Annotated in this window: 22 protein-coding genes; 9 read left to right on the forward strand and 13 right to left on the reverse strand. The window is 51.6% G+C overall.

Annotated features, from left to right (window positions below):
- Window positions 1–173: 173 nt before the first annotated feature.
- Both AC3WQT_RS14365 and AC3WQT_RS14370 read left to right on the forward strand, forming a co-directional pair.
- The gene (locus AC3WQT_RS14365; protein WP_492704636.1) at window positions 174–2,147 is read left to right on the forward strand and encodes a PhoX family protein; all 1,974 of its coding nucleotides are present in this window, start codon (window positions 174–176) and stop codon (window positions 2,145–2,147) included.
- A gap of 181 nt (window positions 2,148–2,328) precedes the next feature.
- Window positions 2,329–3,390, forward strand: coding sequence for an OmpA family protein (locus AC3WQT_RS14370; protein WP_492704637.1), 1,062 nt, complete (start codon window positions 2,329–2,331; stop codon window positions 3,388–3,390).
- 12 nt (window positions 3,391–3,402) lie between these two features.
- Here the strand turns inward: AC3WQT_RS14370 and xerC are convergent, their stop codons facing one another.
- The 4 genes from xerC to AC3WQT_RS14390 are packed head-to-tail and all read right to left on the reverse strand — an operon-like array spanning window position 3,403 to window position 8,254.
- A complete protein-coding gene (xerC, locus tag AC3WQT_RS14375) occupies window positions 3,403–4,332 on the reverse strand; it encodes a tyrosine recombinase XerC (RefSeq protein ID WP_492704638.1) in 930 nt (309 codons plus the stop codon).
- A 25-nt stretch (window positions 4,333–4,357) separates the two neighbouring features.
- Window positions 4,358–5,017, reverse strand: coding sequence for a DUF484 family protein (locus AC3WQT_RS14380; protein ID WP_492704639.1), 660 nt, complete (start codon window positions 5,015–5,017; stop codon window positions 4,358–4,360).
- Window positions 5,017–5,877, reverse strand: a complete 861-nt coding sequence (dapF, locus tag AC3WQT_RS14385) for a diaminopimelate epimerase (RefSeq protein ID WP_492704640.1) — start codon at window positions 5,875–5,877, stop codon at window positions 5,017–5,019. Before dapF ends, AC3WQT_RS14380 begins: the two co-directional genes overlap by 1 nt.
- Window positions 5,878–5,923: 46 nt before the next feature.
- On the reverse strand, window positions 5,924–8,254 hold the full coding sequence (locus AC3WQT_RS14390; protein WP_492704641.1) for a methyl-accepting chemotaxis protein: 2,331 nt from the start codon (window positions 8,252–8,254) through the stop codon (window positions 5,924–5,926).
- Window positions 8,255–8,734: 480 nt separating this feature from the next.
- Here AC3WQT_RS14390 and AC3WQT_RS14395 point away from each other — a divergent pair, with 480 nt between their 5' ends.
- Window positions 8,735–12,319, forward strand: a complete 3,585-nt coding sequence (locus AC3WQT_RS14395) for an indolepyruvate ferredoxin oxidoreductase family protein (RefSeq protein WP_492704642.1) — start codon at window positions 8,735–8,737, stop codon at window positions 12,317–12,319.
- 74 nt (window positions 12,320–12,393) lie between these two features.
- On the opposite strand, the gene AC3WQT_RS14400 is transcribed toward AC3WQT_RS14395, so the two are convergent.
- Window positions 12,394–12,888: a hypothetical protein gene (locus AC3WQT_RS14400; RefSeq protein WP_492704643.1), complete on the reverse strand. Its 495-nt coding sequence runs from the start codon at window positions 12,886–12,888 to the stop codon at window positions 12,394–12,396.
- Entirely contained in the window at window positions 12,885–13,343 is a 459-nt protein-coding gene (locus tag AC3WQT_RS14405) for a MarR family winged helix-turn-helix transcriptional regulator (protein WP_492704644.1), read from the reverse strand. The genes AC3WQT_RS14400 and AC3WQT_RS14405 overlap by 4 nt, the downstream gene beginning before the upstream one ends.
- Window positions 13,344–13,479: 136 nt before the next feature.
- Here AC3WQT_RS14405 and AC3WQT_RS14410 point away from each other — a divergent pair, with 136 nt between their 5' ends.
- Window positions 13,480–13,851, forward strand: a complete 372-nt coding sequence (locus AC3WQT_RS14410; protein ID WP_492704645.1) for a DUF423 domain-containing protein — start codon at window positions 13,480–13,482, stop codon at window positions 13,849–13,851.
- Here the strand turns inward: AC3WQT_RS14410 and AC3WQT_RS14415 are convergent.
- Together AC3WQT_RS14415 and AC3WQT_RS14420 are read right to left on the reverse strand one after the other, a co-directional pair.
- Window positions 13,781–15,190, reverse strand: coding sequence for a reverse transcriptase family protein (locus AC3WQT_RS14415; RefSeq protein ID WP_492704646.1), 1,410 nt, complete (start codon window positions 15,188–15,190; stop codon window positions 13,781–13,783). The genes AC3WQT_RS14410 and AC3WQT_RS14415 overlap by 71 nt on opposite strands.
- 243 nt (window positions 15,191–15,433) lie before the next feature.
- A complete protein-coding gene (locus AC3WQT_RS14420; protein ID WP_492704647.1) occupies window positions 15,434–16,090 on the reverse strand; it encodes a glutathione S-transferase family protein in 657 nt (218 codons plus the stop codon).
- A gap of 146 nt (window positions 16,091–16,236) precedes the next feature.
- Between AC3WQT_RS14420 and AC3WQT_RS14425 the strand changes: the two genes are divergently transcribed.
- On the forward strand, window positions 16,237–17,952 hold the full coding sequence (locus AC3WQT_RS14425) for an alkaline phosphatase D family protein (RefSeq protein WP_492704648.1): 1,716 nt from the start codon (window positions 16,237–16,239) through the stop codon (window positions 17,950–17,952).
- A gap of 7 nt (window positions 17,953–17,959) precedes the next feature.
- Here the strand turns inward: AC3WQT_RS14425 and AC3WQT_RS14430 are convergent, their stop codons facing one another.
- On the reverse strand, window positions 17,960–18,454 hold the full coding sequence (locus AC3WQT_RS14430) for a GNAT family N-acetyltransferase (protein ID WP_492704649.1): 495 nt from the start codon (window positions 18,452–18,454) through the stop codon (window positions 17,960–17,962).
- 239 nt (window positions 18,455–18,693) lie between these two features.
- Here AC3WQT_RS14430 and AC3WQT_RS14435 point away from each other — a divergent pair, with 239 nt between their 5' ends.
- A complete protein-coding gene (locus AC3WQT_RS14435) occupies window positions 18,694–20,154 on the forward strand; it encodes a hypothetical protein (protein WP_492704650.1) in 1,461 nt (486 codons plus the stop codon).
- 11 nt (window positions 20,155–20,165) lie between these two features.
- Window positions 20,166–21,017, forward strand: a complete 852-nt coding sequence (locus tag AC3WQT_RS14440; RefSeq protein ID WP_492704651.1) for an EamA family transporter — start codon at window positions 20,166–20,168, stop codon at window positions 21,015–21,017.
- 9 nt (window positions 21,018–21,026) lie between these two features.
- On the opposite strand, the gene AC3WQT_RS14445 is transcribed toward AC3WQT_RS14440, so the two are convergent.
- From AC3WQT_RS14445 to AC3WQT_RS14455, 3 genes are all read right to left on the reverse strand, one after another.
- Window positions 21,027–21,590: a YceI family protein gene (locus AC3WQT_RS14445; RefSeq protein WP_492704652.1), complete on the reverse strand. Its 564-nt coding sequence runs from the start codon at window positions 21,588–21,590 to the stop codon at window positions 21,027–21,029.
- 76 nt (window positions 21,591–21,666) lie between these two features.
- Window positions 21,667–22,461 carry a class I SAM-dependent methyltransferase gene (locus tag AC3WQT_RS14450; protein WP_492704653.1) on the reverse strand — a complete coding sequence of 265 codons (795 nt, stop codon included), beginning with the start codon at window positions 22,459–22,461 and terminating at the stop codon, window positions 21,667–21,669.
- The gene (locus AC3WQT_RS14455; RefSeq protein WP_492704654.1) at window positions 22,462–22,941 is read right to left on the reverse strand and encodes a hypothetical protein; all 480 of its coding nucleotides are present in this window, start codon (window positions 22,939–22,941) and stop codon (window positions 22,462–22,464) included.
- Window positions 22,942–23,041: 100 nt separating this feature from the next.
- On the opposite strand from AC3WQT_RS14455, the gene AC3WQT_RS14460 reads away from it, so the two are divergent.
- Window positions 23,042–23,803, forward strand: coding sequence for a head GIN domain-containing protein (locus tag AC3WQT_RS14460; RefSeq protein WP_492704655.1), 762 nt, complete (start codon window positions 23,042–23,044; stop codon window positions 23,801–23,803).
- Between the two features lie 155 nt (window positions 23,804–23,958).
- Entirely contained in the window at window positions 23,959–24,381 is a 423-nt protein-coding gene (locus tag AC3WQT_RS14465) for an Lrp/AsnC family transcriptional regulator (protein ID WP_492704656.1), read from the forward strand.
- Window positions 24,382–24,393: 12 nt separating this feature from the next.
- Here the strand turns inward: AC3WQT_RS14465 and ctlX are convergent, their stop codons facing one another.
- Window positions 24,394–25,332, reverse strand: coding sequence for a citrulline utilization hydrolase CtlX (ctlX, locus tag AC3WQT_RS14470; protein WP_492704657.1), 939 nt, complete (start codon window positions 25,330–25,332; stop codon window positions 24,394–24,396).
- Window positions 25,333–25,431 lie beyond the last annotated feature (99 nt).

The following is a 25,431-nucleotide window of genomic DNA, read 5'->3' on the forward strand; positions in this document are numbered from 1 at the left end:
TGCTCAGAAAAAATCCTGCGTTTCACTTGCCTGTCATATTCACTTCTTATACTCCTGCCCGAACTTGCCCATACTCATAGCAAGGTTTTAATCGCAAATTCAGGCGCGCAATTGGCGACCTTTCAGTCTCCGGTTGGCTCATTTTGTCGCAATCAACTTTTGGAATTCGAATCATGTCAGATCAACCTCAAGCCGGTCGCCGTCAGGCACTTAAATTCCTCGCTGGCGCTCCTTTGCTGCCGCTGGGTGCATTTTCCACGGCCTCATTGCTGAGTGCATGTGGCGGTAGCTCAAGTGCAACAGTTCCAGCAACTGTAACGCCAGTCGCTGCGAATTTTATCGGTGCCGAATTTACCGCCATGCCAGCGCCATCTTTGGCAAACGCAGCAGCAATGGCGACTACGACCGTGGGTTCGACACTGAGTGTCAACTTCAGCGACAATAGCTCGCAAACTTTCAAACTGGCTTACCAGCCTTTCTTCCTGACTGGTGATCTGGTGCCAAATGGCAGCGGCGGCACTATTCTGGCGGGCGGCTACTACGATATCAATAACAAGCCTATCATCGACAAGACAGTGGCTGGCAAAGAACGCCAGTTCTTCTCTGATTCTCCAGACGGTACATCTTTGCTGGCAGTAGCAAACCCTACAGTCACAGGAATTAAAGGCAAGGCAGTATTCGCTGTCGTGCAATTTGAATACACCACCTGGGCGCAAGATGGTACGACCGATATGTACGGCAAACTACCTTCCCCTATCGCCGTATTGACGCTGGATCAAGACCAGGCTACCGGCAAATTGTCTCTGGTGAAATACCACAATGTTGATATGTCCAAGGTCAATGGCTTGTGGATCACTTGCGGTGCGAGTTTGTCCCCATGGGGCACCCATCTGTCGAGTGAAGAATATGAGCCGGATGCGTTCACCATCTCCACCAATACCCAGTTCAAAGCCTATAGTGCAAACCTGTTTGGCGATGAAAACAAGGCCAATCCTTACCACTACGGCCACATGCCAGAAATCACTGTCAATCCTGACGGTACTGGTACAGCCAAAAAACATTACTGCATGGGCCGTCTGTCACATGAACTGGTACAAGTCATGCCTGACAACCGTACTGCACTGATGGGTGATGATGCCACCAACGGTGCCATCTTCATTTTCGTGGCAGACAAAGAAAAAGACCTGTCTTCCGGTTCCCTGTATGTTGCCAAGATCGGTGCTGGTTTTTCTATCGACCCAGCCGCTGCCGGTGCGCAACTGACCTGGATCAAGCTCGGTTCTGCCACCAGCGCAGAAATCGAAACCCTGGCAAATACCCTGAAGCCTGCTGACATCATGGAAGTGGCAACAGCCGATCCTAAGGATGCGACCTTCACCAAGATTTACTACAGCGGCAAAGTGCAATGGATCAAGATCAAGCCGGGTATGGACAAAGCAGCAGCCTTCCTGGAAACCCATCGTTATGCAGCATTGATGGGTGGCAGCATGGCCCTGACCAAGCTCGAAGGTACGACAGTCAATGCCAAGGACAAGATCGCTTACTCGGCTTTGCAAAACATGCAAAGTTCCATGGTACGTGGCAATGCAGCCTGGAATGAAGCCTTTGGTGTGACGCTGGAAAAAGCCGTGAATGCCGGTGCAGTATTGGCCCACACCCTGGCCGGCGGCCAGAAAGATACTGCCGGTGCTGCCATCAATAGTGAATGGGTACCTACAGTAACCAAAACCCTGCTGATCGGTGAAGATATCACTTCTGATGCACTCGGCAATACAGCAAATCCAGACAAGATCGGCGCACCTGATAATCTGAAATTCTCAGAAAAACTGCGCACCCTGTTCATCGGTGAAGACAGTGGCTATCACGTGAATAACTTCCTGTGGGCTTATAACGTCGATACCAAGAAATTGTCACGCATCGCTTCCATGCCTTCCGGTGCTGAAGCGACAGGCTTGTCAGTAGTGGATGATCTGAATGGCTGGACATATATCACCAGCAACTTCCAGCACGCAGGTGACTGGCTGGCTATCCACTCCATCGTCAAGCCTACGCTGGACCCATTGGTACGTGCCAACTACAAAGACCGTTTCGCGTCTGCGGTTGGTTACCTGACTGCTGATGTCAGCAGTGTCAAGCTGGCTAAATAGTGGTTTAATGTGTTGAGGTAAGAGAAAAGCAGCGGGATCGCTGCTTTTTTCTTTTCAGGAGCCAGGTTGTAAACAAGCTTGTAAATGAGTTCTAAGTATCACTACCCACTTTCCAAAAATATCCTGTGCTACATTAACAAGCTATTGTTGAAAACCACATTTTCCAGGAGCCTGGCACATCATGCACAATGCGCTGAAATCATCTTTGCTCATCCTGTCCCTGTTGATTAGTTCATTGGTCCTTGCTGCGGCGGATCCCGCTTACGAAAAAATATTCAAGACAGACGCACCAAATGCCAAGGACCATCCCCTGACCGGGCGTTACCAGGGCTCCAGCATCTTGCTGCAGACACAAAAAGCATTTGACGAGATTTCCTTCCCGGCTGGTGCGGCGACTGAGCCTGACTACAGCAGCAACAAGAAATTTTCCAAAATACAAAAAGCAGAAGGGGCATTGACGCGTACTGTGTATCTGGCACCCAAAGGGCGCTCATCGCTGGAAGTGTTCCGCAATTTCACTGACAACCTCGCCAGCAAGGGTTTTAAGCCGGTATTCCAGTGTGATAACGATAGCTGCGGTCCCTCCTTCAAGGTCTTGAAATATCACTGGAATGACAAGCGCACCCAGGTGCAGGGTGAGGGTTACGATAATGACCGCAACCGTTTTGTCCAGGCAGTGTTTGATGGTGCCAAGGATATCCGTTATGCCCTGTTGCAAAAAGGGGCGGGTGCTGCCACTACCTATGTGGGCGTGTATGCCGCATTGAATTCTGGCGGCAGCATGGGCGATATCACCGACAGCCTGAGCGACCGCGTATCCGTGCTGGTGGAAGTGCTGGAACCAAAAACCATGGAGCAAAAGATCGTCACTGTCGATGCCGATGCCATCAGCAAGGAACTGGCAGCCAATGGTGCAGTCAGTTTTTACGGCCTGTATTTTGATACCGACAAAGCCATCATCAAGCCAGAATCCAAACCCCAGCTAGATGAAATGGTGAAATACCTGAAAGCCAATACCGCCGCTGTCTATATCGTCGGCCATACCGACACCCAGGGCGTGCTTGACTACAATATGACACTGTCAGGCAAGCGTGCCCAGGCAGTGGTCGATGCTCTCAAAGGCTATGGCATTGCCGATGCCCGTCTGATCGCCAAAGGAGTCGGCCCACTCGCACCGCGTGCTTCCAATGCAGCAGATGCTGGCCGCGCCAAAAACAGACGTGTAGAAATGGTATTACGCTAAGCTAATTACAGCTTATTTCTTGGCGCGGGGATGCGTCTGGTCATAGACCTTTGCCAGATGCTGGAAATCCAGAGAAGTGTAAACCTGGGTTGCCGCAATAGAGCTGTGACCCAGCATTTCCTGAACGGCACGCAAGTCACCGGAAGATTGCAAGACATGTGAGGCAAATGAGTGCCGCAACATGTGTGGATGCACGTTGGCCGGTATATCCAGGCTTTGTGCATGCGCCTTCAGGCGCAGTTGTATCAGGCGAACAGAAATGCGGGTGCCGCGTTCTGTTAAAAACAGCGGGTGCGGGTCAGCCTTGAGCAGTGTTGGCCGTATTGCCAGCCAGTCATGCAATGCATCCAGCGCGGGTTTGCCCACCGGGACTATGCGTTGCTTACCGCCTTTACCAGTGACGCGGACTTCGGCTTCTTGCATATCGACCCAGCCAGCCGAGCTATAACCAGGCTCTGTGACCGCTGCCACATCCAGGCTGGCCAGTTCAGACACCCGCAAACCACTGGAATACAAGAGTTCAAACATGGCCCGGTTGGCGCGGGCGGTTGGCTGATCACCACCTTTATGCGCCACCAGGCGCACCGCATCATCTGCCCCCAGAGCTTTGGGCAAGGGTTTGCTTTTCTTGGGGGAACGCACACCTTCAACCGGGTTGGCGGCCAGATCACGTTCTTCTGTCAGCCAGCGGTAAAAGCCACGCCAGCTCGATAGTTTGCGGGCAATGCTGCGGGCGTTTTGTCCACCTGCATGCATTTGGGCAGCGAAGCGGCGTATGTGATGGGTAGTCAGGCTTGCCAGATCGGTTTTCCCGGACTGGTCAGCGAGTTTGATGAGCTCGCGCAAATCCAGCAGGTAACTGTCCAGCGTGTGCTGTGACAATTGCCTTTGACTGCGCAAGACTTCCAGATACAGGCTCAGGTACTCATCTTGCGCATTCATGTAGACCTCTTGCGGCTGAACGGCCTTAGATATCCACCAGGCAACTTAAAGCGGCGCTGCTGGTGTCCGCAATCTTGCTGAGGAAATCAGTTGCCATGTCCTTGGTGTAGCGATTGGGATCGGGCGAGCCCAGTACCAGCAAGCCAAAAGTCGGGCCAGTGCCAGATAAACGCAAAGGCAGCATGGCCAGTGATTCGACCGGCTGATCAGTTTCTATCCATCCTGCGGCTTCAAAATCATGGTTCTTGCCGCAATAAGGCGTGGTCAGGCCCTTGGCAAACAACTGTGCATCATCGCTGGTGGTGCTGGCAAACCAGGTGTGGGCATAATCTTCTGCCACATCCCACAAGCGCAGGGTAGCGTGAGGCAAATTGAAGATATCCTGCAAACCCTGGGTCAGCACATGGGGCAGGTCGACATCATTGCGGGCCAGTAGCAGGGCGCGCGTCCAGGTCTGGAACTTTTGGCTGATGTCATGGTTTTCTTCTGCGATGCGCAGCAAGTCTGCCATGCGCAATTCCAGGCCGCGATATTTTTCGCGGACGACTTCCATCTGCCTTTCCTGCAAGGAAATGGCACGTCCCATGACAGGACTGGTCAGTTTGATCGAGCCCAGCAATTCCGCATGTTCTTCAAAAAAATGCGGATGCTGTATCAGGTAGGTGGCGATATCAGTTGAATTCATTATGTTTCTGTTAAATTAATTTCGCCTTCAAAGACGGTCACTGCCGGACCGCTGAGAAATACTGGCTGGCCTTCGCCATCCCAGGCGATGGAGAGTTCACCACCGCGCATGCTGACACGTACCGGGCTTTCAAGCAAGCCACGGCGCAGGCCCGCCACAGCGGCAGCACAGGCACCGGTGCCACAGGCCAGGGTTTCTCCTGCGCCACGTTCAAACACGCGCAGGCGCACATGCTGGCGGTTCACCACTTCCATGAAGCCAGCGTTTACCCTGCGTGGAAAGCGCGCATGATGTTCTATCAAGGGGCCATCAACAGCGACCGGGAAGTCATCTGCCGAGGCAACCACCTGCACCGCATGCGGATTACCCATGGAAACGGCAGAAATCCATACCTGCCTGCCATTGATGTCCAGTGGCCACAAGCTGTCATTCCCTTCAGGTCTGGGTTCCAGACCTTCGGTATTGAATGGCACCTGGGCTGCATCCAGTATTGGCGCACCCATATTGACCGTGATTTTGCCATCTTCCCCCATGCGCGGCTCTATGATGCCGGACATGGTCTGTACCCGTATGGTCGATTTGCTGGTCAGGCCTTTTTCTATGACGAACTGGACAAAGGCGCGTGAGCCATTGCCACATTGTTCGACTTCGCCACCATCAGCGTTATAGATGCGGTAGCGGAAGTCTACATCCTGGCTTTCAGGGCGTTCTACCACCAGGATCTGGTCTGCGCCTATGCCAAAACGGCGGTCAGCAATCAGCCGCCACTGCGCAGGGGTGAAATTGATGTGCTGGTTAATCGCATCGATAACGACAAAATCATTACCCGCACCATGCATTTTGGTGAATTTGAGTTTCATGCTGTGATTATATCCTCAGTCGTGACATACCATGGCACCTGAAGCTTCACTCCACTTGATAGACACCACAACCCAGCACCAGATTGTCTTCCACTGCTTCTATATAAGAGGTTTTGGCCTCAGTCTTTTTCGAGACCGGGTTGACGATAGTGTAATTGACCCAGCCGCCAGATTCCGGCAAGGCAAACGCATCACGTACCAGCTTGCGGCCATCCAGGCCATCGACATGAAACAGGTTGACCTTGAGTTTGGCTGCATTGCCGGCAAAAGCCAGGTATTGACCATTGCGGTCAAAGGCAAATACATACATGTCACGGTCGGCATACAGTTTATCGGCATTGGCCGTGATGATTTGCAGGGCTGGCCTGCCCCTGGAGTGATAAACAGCCACGGCTTTCTTGACCAGCGCATAAGCTTCATCTGCCGTACCCTGCAATAATTTGAAGGCTGATGCGGCTCTGGTCAGGGCATGAGCCTTGTCTTCCAGGCTGATAGAGGCATGTTTTGCCTGTTCTGCCATCTGTGCATTGCTTTGCGTGATGCCATCCAGATGGCGCAAGGCTTCTGAAATTTGCGACAAACCATTGCTTTGTTCACTGGAGGCGACAGAAATAGCATTGATGTTATTTGCCAGGTCACGGATGCCACTTACAATTTCTGTCAGGGTCTGGTTGACATTGCTGATCTGGTGGACGCCCTGATCCACCCTGTGTACAGAATCATCAATCAAACGCCGGATCTGACGCGCTGAATCTGCGCTGCGTTGTGCCAGGCTGCGCACTTCGCTGGCGACAACGGCAAAACCGCGGCCATGTTCACCGGCACGAGAAGCTTCTACCGCTGCATTCAGGGCCAGGATATCGGTCTGGAAAGAAATGCCATCGATGAGGCTGACAATTTCCTGTACCTTGCGGGCGCTCTGGTGTATGCCATTCATGGAGTCAACAGCGGCGCGCATGTCATCGCCAGTTGACTCTGTAATCAGGCGCAAATTTGCTGCCAGATTATCGACTGCCCTGGCACTGTCGGCATTCTTTTTCACGGTATCTGCAAGATCATCCACACTGGCAGATGTCTCTTCCAGGCTGGATGCCTGTTGCTCGGTCCTGATGGTCAGATCACTGATATTGGTGGCCAGGCCCTCGCCCAACTGCGCCACCATGCTGGCATTGCTGCGTACATTCGCCACCAGTTTGGATAAATTGCCATTCATGGCTTCCAGCAAATTACCGGTTTTTGCCAGCTCATCCTTACCGGTAATACGTATGTGGTTAGTCAGGTCACCTGCAGCAACGGCATGGGCCGAGCGCCCGACCTGGTTCAGGGCGGACATGAAGCCACGATAAAATCCCAGTGCCAGATAGCAACTGAGGACGACGATAAGGCCTATGCCCAGACTCAGCAGGCTTTGGTAAAAGTCCATTTGGCTGCTTCTGTCTTTTAATACCTCAGCCAGCTTGCCTTGCATTTGGGTTTGCAGGGCCAGGGTCTTTTCTATGGCTTGCGTACCTTGCGCAAAGTAGGCATTGGCATCGCCGCTGATACTTTCTGCCAGCAGGTTTTTTCTGGCCAGCGCGGCAAAAGCCTGTGATGCCTCGAAGGCCGCCTGCTCTGCCGTGTTCACGTTCACACCAGCACGCTTCATCGCTTCATCCAGATCGGCAACACCGTTCATGGCAGCCTGCAAGGCATCCAGCCGGGAGACTATGCCTGCTTTTTCAGGGAATTCCATAGCCCCGGTTTTTATATAGCTGGCACCCAGCCCGCGTAACAGCGCCAGATGCTCTATCCAGGCTGGCATTTTACGTATGGAGATATCCAGCAAAAGAAAATTGGCGCTTTGCGTATCTGTCAGCAAGCCGGTTTTTTCACTGAGCAGGGCAGAAAATTGCAGGCTTTGCCTGATCAGGCGGCTATGCTGGGCAACATTGTCTTTAACATTGGCAGCAACCTGGCCAGCCACCAGTTGTTGCAATTCATCAGCACTGGCCTTCCATGAGCCCTGCAAGGCCAGGTCCGGATTATTGAGCAAGAACTGGTCTAGCTGGCCCAGGCTGTTTTTTAACTCGCTCCGGGTTTTTGCCAAATCTTCATCCAGTTTTTCGCCGGCCAGCTTCAAGTTGACCTGGCCACGGTGTTTTTGTGTCTGGATGATCACTTTCATGATCAGGCCATTCGCTTCCACGCCTGTCAGACCGGCATGGGCATTGATGGCATCTGTCCGTATCTGGTTCAGGGTAAGGCTGGCAAAAAACAACAAAGGTAGTAGTAAAATAATAAATATGCCTAGCAGTTTGGTGCGCAAACTGAGTTTGCTCATCAAAACTGTACAGGGATACATGATTTTATCGACCAGCGTTGCTTTGTTCCCGGACATGATTTTCCTTGCCTCTATGCGGACTGACGCAAACCACCCCAATGACGTAGTCCTGTTTATTATTTGAGTCTGCTTATTTGAGCCTGCTTCTGTGAGTCTACTTATATGTTACTGCTTAAATCTATTCTCCCAGATTACTGTCATTGATACGATAGAAATTAAATGCAAAAAAAGCAAATTCATGATTGAATGGAGATTGACCAGTACACTTTTCGAAAGTGTCAGTCATACTGTACTGGTCTTTTTGTGTGCCACTGTCCATTGGGACGGGCAGTACAGCGTGTTAATGTGCGATCCATATCATGGTAGCTTGAACTTGCTTATCCCTTACAAAGTCAAGCTACCAAGAACTCATTTCACAAATAGAAGCATTTCGCTCCTATTTGTGAAATGAGTTCTAATAAGTATATGATTCACTCACAAGGTGATTCTGTTTTATTGCGCACACCATTGCCATACGATAAAAAGCACGGAGACCCCATGAACGCACCCCTCAAAGCCGAGCAGCAGGCGCTGATCGACAACAATATTTCCCTGGACGATAAATTCACGCTGGAGCGCGGCCGCGCTTTCATGACCGGCACCCAAGCCCTGATACGCCTGATGATGTTGCAGCGTCAGGCTGATGAAAAAGCAGGCCTCAATACCGGCGGCTATATCAGTGGCTATCGTGGCTCACCTCTGGGCAATGTCGATCTGACTGCTGCCAAGGCGAAAAAACATCTGGCTAAACACCATGTGAAATTTCACCCGGGCGTGAATGAAGACCTGGCCGCTACGTCTGTGTGGGGTACGCAACAGGTGAATATGTTCCCGGGTGCGAAATATGATGGCGTGTTTGCCATGTGGTACGGCAAAGGCCCTGGCGTAGACCGTTGTGGTGATGTGTTCAAGCACGCGAACCTGGCAGGAACATCAAAACATGGCGGGGTACTGGTCGTGGCGGGTGATGATCATGCCGCCAAGTCTTCCACGGCAGCGCATCAGAGTGAACATATCCTCAAAGCCTGTGGTATTCCGGTGTTGTATCCATCTACCGTGCAAGAGTATCTGGACTATGGCCTGCATGGCATCGCCATGTCGCGCTATACCGGCCTGTGGGTGTCGATGAAATGCGTGACAGATATCGTGGAATCCGGTGCCGTGGTCGATATCGACCCGGACCGCGTAAAACCGATTATTCCTGACGACTTTGTCTTGCCCGCTGATGGCGTGAACATCCGCACACCAGACCCGGTGCTGGCGCAAGAAATCCGCATGAATAACTACAAATGGTATGCGGCGCTGGCCTATGCGCGTGCCAACAAGCTCAATAAAATCATCTGGGATAGCCCGGTTGCCAAGATAGGCATCATCACTGCCGGTAAATCCTATCTCGATACCCGTCAGGCACTGGCCGACCTCGGTATCGACGAGCAAGTCGCCAAGGACATAGGCATACGCCTGTACAAGATAGGCCTGACCTGGCCGCTGGAATCTGAAGGTGTGCGTGAATTCGCCACCGGCCTGGAAGAAATCCTGGTGGTTGAAGAAAAACGCCAGATCCTTGAATACGCTTTAAAAGAAGAGTTGTATAACTGGGAAGACAAAGTTCGCCCACGCGTGGTTGGCAAGTTCGATGACAGCGGCGAATGGAGTAATCTGCATGGTTCCGGCCATGGTGAATGGTTGCTGCCAGCGACCTATGAACTGAGCCCGGCGCAAATTGCCCGCGCGATTGCTTCGCGCATCAGCCGCTACTTCGCTGGTCACCCGGTAGAGCAACGCGTGAAAGAGCGCGTAGCCTATCTGGAAGCCAAAGAGGCGATGCTCAATACCGTTTCCAAGCCTGACCCTAATAAAGACCGCGTGCCGCATTTCTGTTCCGGCTGCCCTCACAATACTTCCACCAAAGTGCCGGAAGGTAGCCGTGCCCTGGCCGGTATTGGTTGCCATTACATGGTCACATGGATGGACCGAGAAACTTCCACCTTCACCCACATGGGTGCAGAAGGCGTGACCTGGGTAGGCCAGGCACCATTCACGACCGAGAACCATGTGTTCTGTAATCTCGGTGATGGTACTTACTATCACTCTGGTTTGCTGGCGATACGCGCTGCGGTATCCGGTGAAGTCAATATCACTTACAAAATCCTGTTCAATGATGCCGTTGCCATGACGGGTGGACAGGAGTTTGATGGCCCGCTGGACCCAGGCATGATCTCGCGCCAGATCGCTGCTGAAGGCGTGGGCCCTATCATCGTCGTCACTGACGAGCCAGAAAAATATGGCGCGAATTATCCGTGGGCGGCTGGTGTGACGGTGCGTCACCGTAGTGAACTCGATGCCGTGCAACGCGAACTGCGCGTCGCCAAGGGTGTCTCTGCGATGATTTATGACCAGACCTGCGCTTCTGAAAAACGCCGCCGCAGGAAAAAAATCGACAAGGATGGCAAACCTGGCTTCCCTGACCCTGCCAAACGTGCAGTCATCAATGAAGCTGTGTGTGAAGGTTGTGGCGATTGTTCAGTGCAATCCAACTGTTTGTCAGTAGAGCCGCTGGAAACCGAATTCGGTCGCAAGCGCCAGATCAACCAGTCTTCCTGCAACAAGGATTTTTCCTGCGTCACCGGTTTCTGCCCCAGCTTTGTCACCGTTGAAGGTGGCAAACTCAAAAAACCGGCAAAAACCAAGATAGAACCAGGCAATGCACTCGACGTGAATGCCCTGCCTTATCCAGCTCTGCCTGATACCAAAACACCTTTCGGTGTACTGGTTACCGGTGTAGGCGGTACTGGCGTCATCACCATCGGCCAGATCATGGCGATGGCTGCGCATTTGCAGGGCAAAGCCTGTTCCGTACTGGACATGACAGGTCTGGCACAAAAAGGTGGCGCGGTGATGTCGCATGTGCGCCTGGCTGACCATGCGGACGACATACAGTCAACACGTGTAGGCACAGGTATGGCTGATCTGGTCATAGGCTGTGATCTGATCGTGACGGCAGGCAAGGACGCCTTGTCACGCATGGGTGAAGGCCGTACCCACGCCGCCATCAATGCGAATGGTTCGCCTACATCCACTTTCATCAAGAATCCGAACTGGCAATTCCCGGCTGAATCGGCAGAGAATGATATCCGTAAAGCCTGCGGTGCCGACCGTGTCGATCTGATCGACGCAGCCTCGATAGCCACTGCCTTGATGGGTGACAATATCGCCACCAATATGTTCATCCTTGGTTATTCCTGGCAAAAAGGCTGGGTGCCGCTGGAAGAAGTCGCCCTGATGCGCGCGATTGAACTCAATGGCGTATCGATAGACTTCAACAAGCAGGCATTTAACTGGGGCCGTCTGGCTGCGCATGATCTGGCAGCGGTGCAGCGGCTGGTGACTCCGGCTCAAGTCATAGAACTGAAGCGCGCACCTACATTGGATGACACCATCAACAAGCGCGTGGCTTTCCTGACCGATTACCAGGATGCCGCTTACGCCAGCCGGTACAGTGAGTTTGTTGCGCAAGTCAAAGCAGCAGAAAGCAAACTCGTCGATGGCAACAAGCCTTTGCGCCTGACAGAAGCAGTAGCGAAATACCTGTTCAAACTCATGGCGTACAAAGACGAATATGAAGTCGCACGTCTGTACACCGACGGCAAGTTTCAAAAGAAAATTGCCGACATGTTTGAAGGTGACTATGCCATCAACTTCCACCTCGCACCGCCATTGCTGGCCAAGCGTGATGACAAGGGCCATTTGATCAAGCAGCAGTTTGGTCCATGGATGATGAAAGCATTCGGCGTACTGGCCAAGTTCAAGTCCCTGCGTGGCGGCACATTTGATATCTTTGGTTACACCGAAGAACGCAAGATGGAACGTGCCTTGCCAGTTGAGTACAAGCAAACCTTGAACAAGCTGTTGCCTTTACTGAATGCTGACAATCTGTCCAAGGCAGTGGCGATCGCCAGCATCCCTGAAGACATACGCGGTTATGGTCATGTCAAGGAAAGGCATTTCAAGGCAGCCAAAGCCAAGGAAGCAACGCTGATTGCTGAATTCAATACGGCACAGTCTGCGCAAAAAGCTGCTTAAAGTGGACTAATCGAATTGTAGTAAGAAGGCAAAACAGGTCGCCCATGGGTGACCTGTTTTATTTGGTGCAATGATCAGGTTATCTGTTTGAACTTTCTTTCTACATCGTCCAGATAAGTCCGCATGGTTTTCTCATGCGAAAACACATAGGTGGCGAAGAAGCGCATCAAGGGATTGGGCACACTGCCAGCTTCCGTGATACGCAATTGGCTATGGCCATTCTTATCACTGAACTCAAATGTCCAGGTGCCGGAAAACGGCAAGGCGGGGTCATCGATTTTCGAGACGATCAACAGATTGGTTTTGTCTTCAATAATCCGGTAAGGGATTTTGCCGTGACCTGATTCTTCTATATAGCGCAGCTCCCCATCTTTTTGCATGGATTTGATACCCGTGCGCCAGCCTGGGTATGCTTCATAATCGCGTACCAGTTGATACAGGCTGGTGACAGGAACAGGGTAATCCTGAGTCAGGCTCAGCTTGTGGTCTCTGGGGGCCAGCATGCCCAGGGTGAAAACGATCAGTGCGATCACGATTATGACGCTGACAGCAATCATTGCAAACTTCATTCGGTATCCTCTCTTTTTATCGTTAATCTGAAACAGGCTTGCGCCAGCAATTCCAGTCCGGCAATGGCCTGTTCCATTTCTGTTGCCGTCATTTCAGCCAATACGGCTGCCAGCTTGTCTGCTTCCAGCACTGAACTTCTACTCATCACATCCCTGCCTTTTTCTGTCAGCTGTAACAGATGGGCTCGTCTGTCTGTTGCTATCTCCATTTCCAGCAAGCCCTGAGCCATCAGATATTTAACCGCTTCCGACATGGTTGACTTGGTGATACCCAGGTGCCTGACCAGTTGCGCCTGGGTCATGGCATCAATCGAACTCAAATGCGCCAGTATCGTTGCATCACGTTGTGATATAGCCACTCCGCTTGCCGGCGTTGGCTGGTGATCCGCATGACAGGCATGATAGATGCGCGGATACGCTGACTGTACGCGGTAGATGAATTCGGTTTTGTCCATGGTCAACAAGTTCCAGTCTAGTTAACAACATACAGGTTCGTCAAAACGAACCATTTCAAGAGTATATGAGTGCGCTGACATCAGCATATTTCATCTTGCCTTACAATTGCGTCTTACTGAAATCTCTGGACACATCATGCAAGCACGTTCTTTCATTGCTATCGCCGCTATCCTCATGTTCATAGGTGTCACTGCCGGTGCCTTTGGTGCGCATGGTTTGAAACAGATGTTGAGTGCCGACATGCTGGCGGTATGGCAAACGGCAGTGACTTACCAGATGGTGCATGGTCTGGGCATGCTGGTGCTGGGCATCATGTTGCAGCAACAGGATAATGCCTTGTTGCGCAAGGCGGCCTGGGCCATGTTGGCAGGGGTCATTATTTTCAGCGGTAGTCTGTATGCACTGGCGTTGACTGGCGTGCGCATACTGGGTGCGATTACACCGATAGGTGGGGTGGCATTCCTGGCTGGATGGGCGATGCTGGCATGGGCAGCAATCCGTCGTTAATTCTTAACGGTGCGTCTGGCCAGTTAATTTGCTCAAAGAGGGTTTGCAGTTTTGCCGTGCGTGCCGGATTGATCATGTGCATATAGGCCAGCTTGCCTGCCAGATGAGCGCGAAAATCGATATGTCCTTCGCGATTTTGTGAAGCTGGGTTACTGCGCAGGCAGTTAGTCAGAATCGCTTTCAGGACATCGTAATCTGTGCGCTTGATATTGCAATGGCTGTTGACGACGATGCCCGTAACTTGCTGCCTCGTCGCGGCTCGCATGATGCGGGTCTTTTTGTAGTTCAAAACAAAACCTTCTTCTACAGCAATGGCCGCCACTTGCGGGATGAAGCGTGCCAGACTTTGTTCAAATTTTTTATCGCCAGAAAATGTCAAGTCATCCGCATAACGACTATAGCTGGCCTGCATACTGCCCGCCAAAGCTTGCAGGCGCATATCGAGACGATAAGCACAAAGATTGGCCAGGGCAGGCGAGGTCGGTGCACCTTGCGGTAGATGCAGGCTGCGTAAGAGATGCGAAGAACTGACTGAGGCAAGTGGGCTGTCGGTTTTTTTCTTGACGACACCGGTAGGTGTGCGGTTGCTGCATAGTCGTGCCAGCGTACCCGCAACTTTTTCCGGATAGCCCAGTTTGGCAAACAGTGCATGCAGGCGTGAACCCGCAATACTCGTAAAAAAATCTTTCAAGTCCAGTCTCACGACGACACGCTTTCCCGTGTGTTGTGCTGCATGGCTGAGGCTGGAGCGGCTCAGTTGGAATGCTTGCGCTGCTGCATGCGGTGGTACCCGGTTCAGTAGCTGTTGCAGGATTTTTCTTTGTATATTGCGCAGGCGTGACTTGGGTATTTCCAGTAAACGCCAGCCGCCAGTTGCTTTTTCCAGCCAGCGGTAATGGTAGTGTCCGAGTTGTGGTGAGGCTTGCGCATCCTGCCGCCATTGGTCGGCAAACCAGGCCAGTTCACTGACTGTCAGATTCAGGTGTCTGGCTAAATCAGCCGCATTGCTGAATTCAGGCAAGGCAAGGGCTTGCAACCATGCCGGTTTTTCTGGTGCGATGGCTGGCTGCAGGCAATATTGTTTGACTTGAGGTTTGTCTTTACTTCGCCAGGCGTCGTTGAAACCATGGTCATCCAGTATCAATGTAGCCATTTCATGGCGGCTGTAATGATAAAAGTGCGGGCCAGCATGCAGTTCAATTTTTCGGCACAGTGACGGTATCCAAGGCCATTTTTTACCCAACACCCAGCTCATGTTTTTTATCAGGGCGATATGGCTGACTTCGCCTGCCAGTAAGGCATCGGCGATAGCTAAGGCGACCTGCTTGGGTGTGTCCATGAATGTAATTTAGGGGGGGCGGCGCAGAGCCTGCAACCAGTCTCGTATAGTGTGAGCTGTCCTGCATGAAGTGCAGGCAGGCTCACGCGATGAAATACCAGGTAATTTTATCCCGCGGGGTAACCCCGCAGAGACGCTATGGACTTGCGTTTGAGCGCCAGCTTGCAGGATACGCCGCAGTGCGAAGATAGAGTAAGCAAGCTAGCCTGTCAATTCTAATCCTCGAATTGCAGGTTGCAAATATTACTCACTATATTTCTCTACTGCTTTTTGATAGGCAGGACGCGCCGCAACCATATCAACAAAGCGTGTCAGGTTAGGAAAGGCTTCACGGCCCGCACCGCGCACGGCTGATTGTACTGCGAAAGACAATTGTATGTCCGCGCCTGTCAGGCTGTCGCCAACAAAATAATCACGGCCTTGCAGTTCGCCATTCAGATAACTGAAGTGGTTTGCCACCTCGCCATTGATACGTGGGTGTAAGGGGGCACCGGCTTCACCCAGGCGGCTTACATACAGTTTCAACAGCAGCGGCAACATGGCTGAACCCTCGGCATAGTGCAGGAACTGCACATAGCGGTTGTAGTCAGTCGTGTCCACTGCAGGGGCAAGACGGCCATTGCCATAGGTGCGGATCAGGTAATCGATGATGGCGCCGGATTCTATCAGGGTCTGGTCTTTATCACGCACAACAGGGGCTTTGCCCAGCGGGTGTATTTTTTGCAGTTCTGGCGGTGCCAGGCGGGTCTTGGGATCACGGTCGTAAGAAATGACGGTGTAATCCAGCCCCAGCTCTTCGAGCAACCAGGTGATACGGCGTGAGCGTGATTCTTTTAAATGGTGAACTTCTATCATGGGAGCCTCGCAGTGTGGGATATCGGGAAAATTGGAAAAACTCATTATGCCCAGTTTTCCGCAAGTGTGTGATGAGACTTATTGATGAGCTAGAGCCTGCGCTCTAGACTTTCTTCAAAGAATCGTCACCAGCGTCACATCCCTGACATAAGGTAATCCTACTATCTCTCTTTTTCCAGGGGAGTAGCCAGATGCAAAACGATCAGAAGAAAAATTCAAAAGCGCCAGCAAATATCGCCAGACGCGGCTTTGTCATCAAGATGTCTTCCGTCGCTGCTGTCATGGCATCGGGTGGTGTGCTGACTGCCTGCGGCGGTTCTTCCACAGTATTGAATGGCGAAATGGCAGCCTTTAATTATGGCGTGGCCAGTGGCGACCCTCTGGCGGACCGTGTGATCTTGTGGACACATGCCAAGATATCGACCGATGCCAGCGTGGACCTGACCTGGCAAATGGCAGCAGATGCCAGTTTTTCTACCGTGCTGTTTTCTGGCAAGGTGACAGCAAGTTCCGGTTCAGGATTTACCGCCAAGGTCGATGCCACCGGCCTGGCTGCCAATACTGAATATTACTATCGCTTTGTGGCACCAAATAATAGTGTTTCCCCTGTTGGCCGCACCCGTACCCTGCCAGTTGGTAATGTCGATCAGGTCAAGCTGGCAGTGTTTTCTTGCAGTGATTATCCTGCCGGGTATTTCAATGCCTATGACAGCGCAATCTCTTCAGGCGCGCAATTCGCCCTGCATCTGGGTGATTATATTTATGAATACAAGGATGGTGTTTATCCACCAGCTGCGTCGCAAGTTGCAGGCCGTGTTTCCGCACCCGCCAGTGAGATCGTCACAGTCGCCGATTACCGCGCCCGCCATGCCCTGCACAAGGCTGATCCTTATCTGAAAGCCCTGCATGCACGCATGCCCATGATCACCATCTGGGACGATCATGAATTTGCCAACAATGCCTGGATGGATAGCGCAGAAAACCATAATCCGGCGACGCAGGGCACATGGGCAGCACGCAAGGCTGCGGCCAGCCAGGTCTACCATGAATGGATGCCAATACGCTCACCAGATACCGCCAATCTGCTGAAAATCTACCGTTCCTTTGACTTCGGTAACCTGCTGTCCCTGCACATGCTCGATACCCGCATCATAGGCCGTGAACAGGCACCAGATCGCATGCTCGATGCGCAGGGCCGTGATGTGGCTGACCCCAAGTTCCTGCCCTATGCCTTCAACAAGAACAAGCAATTGCTGGGCACTACCCAGCAAGCCTGGCTGGATACGCAAATGAGCTCGTCGAAAGCGATCTGGCAGGTATTGGGTAACCAGACTGTCATGGGGCGCGTGCAATTGCCCGCATCTGTGCTGCAAACCAATTTGAGCGCCGAATCGGTGACTGCTTACCTGACTGCCAAAGCGACCCCGGCAGCGGCGCAGACCCAGGCGCAAAAGGATTTGCTGGACCCGATGAAGAATCCCAAAATTTCCTATACCTTCGACAACTGGGAAGGTTATCCCAACGCCCGGGATGCTGTATTCAATTCAGCAGCGAAATTGAAAACAGCAGGCAAGAAATTCCTGGTCTTGTCCGGTGATAGTCATAACGCCTGGTTCAATAAACTGACGCTGGCTGATGGCACGCAGGTCGGTGCAGAATTTGCTGGCATGTCAGTCACTTCTTCCGGTTTTGAGGGGGTGTTCCCGCCTTCTGTGGTGCCACCCGCAACACTGGCTGGCACCATCAAGGCGCTGGTGGATGACATCACTTACATCGACACTTATCGTCGTGGCTATATGCTGATTACTGTGACACCTACCCAGGCCAAGGGTGAGTATGTGTATGTCAGTACCGTCACCAGTTCCAGCTATACCACCAGTGTGGATGCTTTTACTTACGCTGGCTAAACCCGGTTCAATGGGAGTCGGGCGATGACAGTACATTGCCTGACTCTCGGTATTCCATTGCCAGTACTTCGGCATTTGAATCAGCTTCAATCGCCACAAAACCTAGCTGGCGATACAAATACAGTGCCGCGGGATTATTACGGTATACACGCAAGCTGACCACAGCCATGCCAGTCCCGGCGATGGCTTGCTGCATCAATTGTTGACACAACAGTCTGCCATAACCCAGGCCGCGTGTTGCTGGCGAAACGATGATGCGACCAAGGTGCACACGCAGTGCATCGCGTTTCCAGAATTGAGCAAAGCCGACTGGCAGGTCATGGTGATCAGCCAGCACCAGGCTTTGCGAGTCTGGTTTTGCCAGCAGATCAGGCAGGTCTGCAACTTCAAATGGAAATACCAATTGTGGCCCGGCCCAGCGGGCACATGCCTGGGCATCGGTGATCCAGTTGGCGACGACGGCGTAGTCCGCTGCCCGTGCGGGACGTAAGCGTGGTGACATTTCTTCAGGAAGTAAGCCAGTGAGCCGTCAGCATAGCCTGGGTTTTAAGCGGCAGCAATGGAATGTCAGTTTTGAACATGAAACGGTATTTATTTTGCAATTTAACCGTAGACTGAGTTGATCCGGATAACGATAATCCGCACGTGGCTCTGCACTGCACGCAGGCTGCAATTACATGATGCACCAGTTGAGGCGCATCCCATGATGAAATCCTGACGAACCTACTTAAAAAGTCATCTATGTCAAATGCACTTGCTGGTAACGCCGGACCGGTAAATCCCATCCATGGCAATAAATTGAAAACACTGGGTCGCTGGAGTGTCAGGCTCATGCTCGCCACTGTCTTGATTGTGGTATTGCTCATCAGCTTGTTTCTGGTAATTAATTGGAAGGATGAGACCCTTTCAGCTCAAGCCCAGGCTATGTCGCAGGAAAAGCCGGTGCAGGTAGCAGATGCGCAGAATGGCTTTTATATCTTGAAAATGATGGATGCGCCTGCGGATACCGACGTATTCAAGACCGGGCTGGAAAAGGTGAATGTCGAACGCGCCCTGTATCTGAGAAACCGGGGAACTTATCAGGTACCGGTACAAAATGCGACTCCCCCAAAGGTAGTGAAATTCAACTGGGATCAAAAGAATTGTCAGCGCACCACCAATTGCGTGCAGGACACACTGGCACATAGAAGCGAGGTGTCAGAACAGATGAAGAGTAATCAGTTACTGCTGCAACGTTATGAAATGATGCAAAAGACGGGCGACTTTGAAGAGCGCCTGTTGCCAACATTTACCGCTGAACTTCCCTTGTATGGCTTATTGCTGAAAGCCATGGAAATGCAAACGGCACAGGCTGTTTTTGATATCGCAGATGGCAAGCTGGACGCTGGCTTGCAAGCTCTGGAAAACAATAACCGCTATGCCAGATCGGTGCTGAAAAATAGCTATAGTCTGATTTCCAAAATGGTGGCGCTGACAGGACTGCGCAAACAAGTGCGTGCGGTGAGTGAGTTGGCAACACTGTATCCGGTATTGAATTCGCAGTATGCGGCACGCATGAAGCAACTGGTCAGCCCTATGTCCGATGCTGAACGCAGTCTGTCTGCAGCATTTTCTTACGAAACCTTGTTAGGCATGCGCTTTAATGAAGATTTACGCAATAGCAAGCAATCTGCAGAAGTTGTCGATGCCGAAGATGTACCATGGCCTGTGTATCCCTTGCTCAAGTACAGCTATCAGTCGAATGCCACAAACAATCTTTTGGGGCAGTATTGGGGCATTATCATTAATACTGCAAAGCAGCAGTCGCCTGATATTCCTGCCATGGAAAAACAGCTGGCAGAACTTGAAGGACAGCGACTTGGGACGGGTATTTTCTCTTTCCATCATTATGCATATAACCCGGCAGGAAAAATCCTGGTACAGATCGGGATACCAAGTTATTACTCTCAGTATCTTGAAAGAAGCATGGATGCCGAAGGTTACATGCGACTGGTGGCTTTGCAGCTGGATATACTGGAGAAAAAAATTCCTGTCACGGATATCCCTGACTATGTGGCCAATGCTGGCAAGGCATACCATAATCCCTACGATGATACGGCTATGATATGGGATGCCAGCAAGCGGCAATTGCAATTTGTGGGCCATGAAAAAGCCACAAGCAATCCTGATGGTGGCAAAATGAGCGTCATTCCCATGAGCTGAGTTGGAGTTGCATGTCTGGTTTAGTGGTACTTGTTGTTTTGTTCGCTGCTTTTTTGCATGCAGCCTGGAATGCAGTCATCAAGGTTGGCAGCAACAAATACTTTAATACGGTATTGGTGACTTCAGGTGCCGGTCTGGTTTGTATCGCAATCCTGCCTTTTGTGCGCCAGCCAGCGGTGGACAGTTGGGTGTTCATGCTGGCTTCGGTCGCTTTGCAAGTGGTGTATTTCTATCTGCTGGCAGCAGCTTACCGGCATGGTGACATGAGTCAGGCATATCCCATCATGCGCGGTACTGCACCCTTGCTGGTGGCGCTGGTCAGCGGCAGTGTCATTGGTGAGGCCGTGCCCGCTTTACGCTGGCTGGGTCTGGGCATGCTGGTGCTTGGCATACTCGGTTTAAGCCTGGCCGGACATACGAAAACGCAGGGTACAACGCAGGCCTTATCGAGCCGTGGTTTTGCCTTGCTGAATGCCTGCTTTATCGCCGGATATACCGTGGTAGATGGCATAGGTGTACGCAAGTCAGGTGCACCAGCGGCCTATACCATGTGGATTTTTTTGCTGACCGCATTAGTGTTGGTAGCTGTCGTCATGCTCAGGGACAGGCAGGCATTTTTTGCTTATATCAGGGGTAAATATTTCCTGGGCATCGCTGGTGGTGCAGCTTCAGTGGCCTCGTATGGACTGGCATTATGGGCCATGACCCTGGCACCTGTGACTGCCATTGCCGCCTTGCGTGAAACGTCCATCCTGTTTGCCACAGCGATTGCAGCATGGGTTTTGCATGAAAAGATCTCAGCCCGGAGGCTGGCTGCCATCTTGCTGGCGGTGGCTGGTGCGGTAGTTATCCGCTACACCTGAAATGCCTGCTTACTCTTTGATGGCTTCGACACTGAATGACAAAGTCACTTCATCGCTGACAAAGGGCACATAGCGGCCCACGCCATAATCGCTGCGCAGGATCTTGGTATTGCCATTCGCACCGCAGGCGCGCTTCAGGTACAGGATCATGAAGCGGCATTCAAACTGGGTGATATCCACTGTCACCTTGCGCGTGACATCCTTGATGGTCAGATCACCTTCCACCTGTACCAACTTGTCTTCATTGAAGACCATCCTGTTCGACTGAAAAGAGATCTTTGGATATTTTTCTACATTGAAAAAACTTTCCGAACGCAAGATCTTGTTGAAGGTATCTGAACCGGTATTGATGGAGTCGGCCTCTATGGCAATTTGCAGGCTGCCGGTTTTGTTATCCATATCCAGCTCGATGCTGCCGCTATTCTTGTCGAAGCGGCCACGCTGCAAGGACAGGCCCCAGTGCTTGTATTCAAAATTGCTGAAGGTATGTTCCTGATCGACCACATATTTGTCTGCGGCGATTGCAGTCAGGCTGAATCCGGACAATAACAGCAGCAGGCATTGTTTGAACATGGTTGTTTCCGAATAAAAAAGCAGTAACAGCCATCATAAGCTGTTACTGCCTGACTTACCAGTTGAGCTAAACGTCTTAAGATTTGACGAACTTCAGTGTCATCCTGTCGCTTTCACCGATTGCTTCGTACTTGGCCTTGTCCTTATCCTTGTTGGTCAAGGTAGGTGGCAAAGCCCAGACGCCGTTTTCATGGTCAGCCATATCTTTTGGGTTGGCATTGACTTCAGATTTTGCTGCCAGTTTGAACCCTACGCTTTCGGCCAGTTTGATGACATAGCTTTCATGTACATAACCTGAGCTGGCTTTTTCATCCTGGGTTTTGCTGGCTGGCAGGCGATGCTCAACCACACCAAATACGCCACCTGGTTTCAGGCTGTCATAGACACTCTGGAACAGGGCTTTCATGGCAGGTTCGCCGTTGCCTATCCAGTTATGGATATTCCTGAAAGTCAGCACCATATCAACGCTGCCCTTGGCGGCATAGTCTAGCCTGGTTGGTGGTGTAAACACGCCCATTTGTACCTTGCCATAGACTGCTGGTGTGGCATCCAGTTTTTGTTTGAAACTGGCGGCACCCTTGCTGACGGCGGGGTCACCGAGGGCGGCGATCATCTTGCCATTGTCGCGCAGATACGGCGCCAGAATTTCTGTGTACCAACCACCACCAGGTGATAGTTCAACTACCGTCATAGTTGGCTTGATGCCAAAGAAAGTCAGCGTTTCGTAGGGGTGGCGTGCGCCATCACGTACTGCATTTGCCGGAGTGCGTTGCTGTCCGGCAATGGCCGCTTTCAAGGCATCATCGGCAAGGGCTGCCTGGCTGGCAGCCAGACCTGTGATCAGGCTCATGGCGAGCAGAAATTGTTTCATTCAAAGTCTCCTAAGGAAAAGATGTAAGACTGCCAGGCCGGGTAAACGTTCCGCGACGGAGCAATTGTTTATCGTGCAACGCATCATAATTGTTTCTTGAAAAGTTTGTTTGCGGTTATTTGTGGCTGAACATGTTGAATGGCAGGTCAAGTCGGAAATCAGGTATCTGTCATGCAAATGTAAAAAAGAAGGGAAAAATTGCGGAGTATAATAAGCCTCGCATTTCTCACTTAAGTTTTTCATGAAAAAATCATTCCTGCTTTTCTTTCCCCTTGCATTGTCTCTTGTGCTTCCAGCTTCATCCTCGGCGCAAACGCCGGTATTTCGTTGTGAAGTTGATGGCCGTGTTGTCTGGTCAGACCATCCTTGCAAAAGCAAGGGCAAGGTAGTGACTGTCAAACCCCTGGCATCGCAACCTGCAAAAAACGATAAATCAGCCAAAGCGCAGCCAAAATAAATACTTACGCTTGTTGCTGCCATGTTTTCATGGTCATCACTATTGCCTTGCAGATAGTTTTCTTTTTCAGGAACTTAGCTAAATCACTATAGTCTCAAGACAACAATTATTAAGGAGACTGTGATGAAAAATTCGATTTCCCGTCGCCATGTTCTGGGTGCCTTGCTGGCATTGGCCAGTTTACCTGCTGCTGCTGAGTGGGGAGATGGCTGGTTCCGGGGCAAGGGTGTCGAAGGCTCAGGCAATATCCAGAAACAAGACCGCGCTGTCACTGGTTTTTCCGGCATAGACCTGGCCTTGCCTGCCAAACTGGAATTGCGTCAGGGTGACAAGGAAGGCGTGCAGGTAGAGACTGACGATAATTTGCAGGCACTGGTGGAAACGGTGCTTGAAGGCGGTAATTTAAAAATCCGCAATGCGGAAAAAAATACCTATCCCAAAACCAGGATCATGAATATCGTGGTGTACTACAAAAACCTGGACAAGATCGCCGTCAGCGGTTCAGGCAAAGTCTGGACAGACAAGCTGGCAGCCAAAGAATTGCAAGCCAAAATAGGTGGTTCTGGCGATATACAGATCAAGACCTTGCAAGCAGACAGCCTGCATGTGGCCATAGGCGGCAGTGGCAATTTCATGGCCGCTGGCAATGTCAACGAGGTAGCAGGCACTATCGGCGGTTCTGGCGACATCAAGGTCGGCAAGCTGGAGGCCCGGAATGTCAAAATCAAGATAGGTGGCTCTGGCGCTGCCCAGGTATGGGCAAAAGACAAGCTGGATGTCAGCATAGGCGGCTCTGGTGATGTCAGCTACTATGGCGACCCAAAAATCAGCAAGTCCATAGGTGGTTCTGGCAGGGTAACGCGCAAAGGCGACACGCCGGGCTGAGATCGGAAACAGGTTCTAAGCTGCTACCTTAGTGAATATCTGTGAAGATCATTCATTGCTGACTCATACTGCCTCAGGGCATATAAAATAGCATCGTAGCGCTGATCCTTTTCAGCGCTGCGAGAGAAATTTTATTTGCCAGGGGTAGCTAAACCATGAATGACACTGATCGCCAATTGCTATCTTTGCTGAGAGATAATGCCCGTATCTCAGTGACCGAGCTGGCGAAAATATTGCGACTGTCACGCGCTACGGTACAAAACCACATCAGCAAGCTGGAAGAAAGCGGTGTCATTGTTGGCTACACCGTCAAACTCAAGCCTGCCAGTGAAGCACACCGTATCCGCGCCTGGACCACAATAGCAGTAGAGGGCAACAAAGCTGCCGCCGTTATCAAGGCTCTGCGTGGTGAGCCAGGCGTGGCAGCCTTGCATACGACCAATGGCCGCTGGGATATTGCGGCAGAGTTGCGCGCCGATAACCTGGAATTATTCGATCAGGTATTGGGGCGTATACGCAAGATAGACGGCATTGCCAATACCGAGACCAGCATCCTGCTATCTACCCACAAAGTATAAGAGGGTAAAGTCCTATCCAGTGAGGCAAGCTGCGGATGTACGCCGGGGTAAAAATATCTCAGCCAGCATGCAGCGCGCACTGCCACCGCCGAGGCGCTCTATGTTTTCTATCGGTGCCAGCACTACGTTCGCATAAGCAGAAATCATTTCTTGCTGGGACACAGTCAGTGCTGTCCAGGCCTGGCGTGACATGGCAAATACTGCCTTGCCATCAATGGATTTCAGTTCCAGCATATTGCCGGCAAAGGCTTCCATCTGATTCCAGTTGATGGCGATCATCTGTTTGCCAGAGGCAGCCAATGTCGCGCAGACGGTATCTCTCTCAGTGACATCAGTGATCGCTTCCGTGCAGACTATCGCCAGGGATTTGCCGACACACATCATGACATTCGTATGATAAATCGCCTGAGCATGGCGGTCATGCGCATGGAACCAGATGGCACGATAGCCTGTGTGGCGCAGGAACTCCTGCATCACAGCCGGGTGGCTGCGCGAAGAATGGCAGATATACGCGAGCTGATGTTCATGATCGAGCACCATGGACCCTGTACCTTCCAGATACAGCGCGCCAATTTCAAAATGTCCGAGGTCGATGACTTTACGAATATGGAAGTTCTCGGCAATTTTTGCCAGCACGGAGGCCCGTCTTTCCTGTCGTCGGTTTTCCGCTTCCATGGGGTAAAGAAATACCCGCCCGTCAGCATGGCAACTGATCCAGTTATTCGGGAATATGGAATCCGGCGTATGCGGCAGTGGTGTGTCATTGATGACGGTCACACCAACGCCAGCCCGCCTTAAGGCATCAACATAGGCATCAAATTCCTGCAAGGCACGGGCTTGCGCCAGGCTGGCATGGTCTTCTTCGTGTTGAAAGGCATTGCTGCCCGCTGTCTGCGGATTCGATATGAATCTGGCAGGGCGTATCATCAACACCTGGTTTGTGGTTTGCATGTATTTGTCTCCAGTGATTTTCTGATGGAGAGTATGCGGGCCAGTGTTGTTAGTAAAAAGCAGGCAATATGATCAATTTGCACTATAAATTTGCAGAAT

Source organism: Undibacterium sp. FW305-107, from assembly GCF_058788535.1.

What these genes read in the sequence shown, in the direction of transcription:
- AC3WQT_RS14365 (WP_492704636.1), top strand. Translation starts at nt 174, where the DNA reads ATGTCAGATCAACCTCAAGCCGGTCGCCGTCAGGCACTTAAATTCCTC.
- AC3WQT_RS14370 (WP_492704637.1), top strand. Translation starts at nt 2,329, where the DNA reads ATGCACAATGCGCTGAAATCATCTTTGCTCATCCTGTCCCTGTTGATT.
- xerC (WP_492704638.1), bottom strand. Translation starts at nt 4,332, where the DNA reads ATGAATGCGCAAGATGAGTACCTGAGCCTGTATCTGGAAGTCTTGCGC.
- AC3WQT_RS14380 (WP_492704639.1), bottom strand. Translation starts at nt 5,017, where the DNA reads ATGAATTCAACTGATATCGCCACCTACCTGATACAGCATCCGCATTTT.
- dapF (WP_492704640.1), bottom strand. Translation starts at nt 5,877, where the DNA reads ATGAAACTCAAATTCACCAAAATGCATGGTGCGGGTAATGATTTTGTC.
- AC3WQT_RS14390 (WP_492704641.1), bottom strand. Translation starts at nt 8,254, where the DNA reads ATGTCCGGGAACAAAGCAACGCTGGTCGATAAAATCATGTATCCCTGT.
- AC3WQT_RS14395 (WP_492704642.1), top strand. Translation starts at nt 8,735, where the DNA reads ATGAACGCACCCCTCAAAGCCGAGCAGCAGGCGCTGATCGACAACAAT.
- AC3WQT_RS14400 (WP_492704643.1), bottom strand. Translation starts at nt 12,888, where the DNA reads ATGAAGTTTGCAATGATTGCTGTCAGCGTCATAATCGTGATCGCACTG.
- AC3WQT_RS14405 (WP_492704644.1), bottom strand. Translation starts at nt 13,343, where the DNA reads ATGGACAAAACCGAATTCATCTACCGCGTACAGTCAGCGTATCCGCGC.
- AC3WQT_RS14410 (WP_492704645.1), top strand. Translation starts at nt 13,480, where the DNA reads ATGCAAGCACGTTCTTTCATTGCTATCGCCGCTATCCTCATGTTCATA.
- AC3WQT_RS14415 (WP_492704646.1), bottom strand. Translation starts at nt 15,190, where the DNA reads ATGGACACACCCAAGCAGGTCGCCTTAGCTATCGCCGATGCCTTACTG.
- AC3WQT_RS14420 (WP_492704647.1), bottom strand. Translation starts at nt 16,090, where the DNA reads ATGAGTTTTTCCAATTTTCCCGATATCCCACACTGCGAGGCTCCCATG.
- AC3WQT_RS14425 (WP_492704648.1), top strand. Translation starts at nt 16,237, where the DNA reads ATGCAAAACGATCAGAAGAAAAATTCAAAAGCGCCAGCAAATATCGCC.
- AC3WQT_RS14430 (WP_492704649.1), bottom strand. Translation starts at nt 18,454, where the DNA reads ATGTCACCACGCTTACGTCCCGCACGGGCAGCGGACTACGCCGTCGTC.
- AC3WQT_RS14435 (WP_492704650.1), top strand. Translation starts at nt 18,694, where the DNA reads ATGTCAAATGCACTTGCTGGTAACGCCGGACCGGTAAATCCCATCCAT.
- AC3WQT_RS14440 (WP_492704651.1), top strand. Translation starts at nt 20,166, where the DNA reads ATGTCTGGTTTAGTGGTACTTGTTGTTTTGTTCGCTGCTTTTTTGCAT.
- AC3WQT_RS14445 (WP_492704652.1), bottom strand. Translation starts at nt 21,590, where the DNA reads ATGTTCAAACAATGCCTGCTGCTGTTATTGTCCGGATTCAGCCTGACT.
- AC3WQT_RS14450 (WP_492704653.1), bottom strand. Translation starts at nt 22,461, where the DNA reads ATGAAACAATTTCTGCTCGCCATGAGCCTGATCACAGGTCTGGCTGCC.
- AC3WQT_RS14455 (WP_492704654.1), bottom strand. Translation starts at nt 22,941, where the DNA reads ATGGCAGCAACAAGCGTAAGTATTTATTTTGGCTGCGCTTTGGCTGAT.
- AC3WQT_RS14460 (WP_492704655.1), top strand. Translation starts at nt 23,042, where the DNA reads ATGAAAAATTCGATTTCCCGTCGCCATGTTCTGGGTGCCTTGCTGGCA.
- AC3WQT_RS14465 (WP_492704656.1), top strand. Translation starts at nt 23,959, where the DNA reads ATGAATGACACTGATCGCCAATTGCTATCTTTGCTGAGAGATAATGCC.
- ctlX (WP_492704657.1), bottom strand. Translation starts at nt 25,332, where the DNA reads ATGCAAACCACAAACCAGGTGTTGATGATACGCCCTGCCAGATTCATA.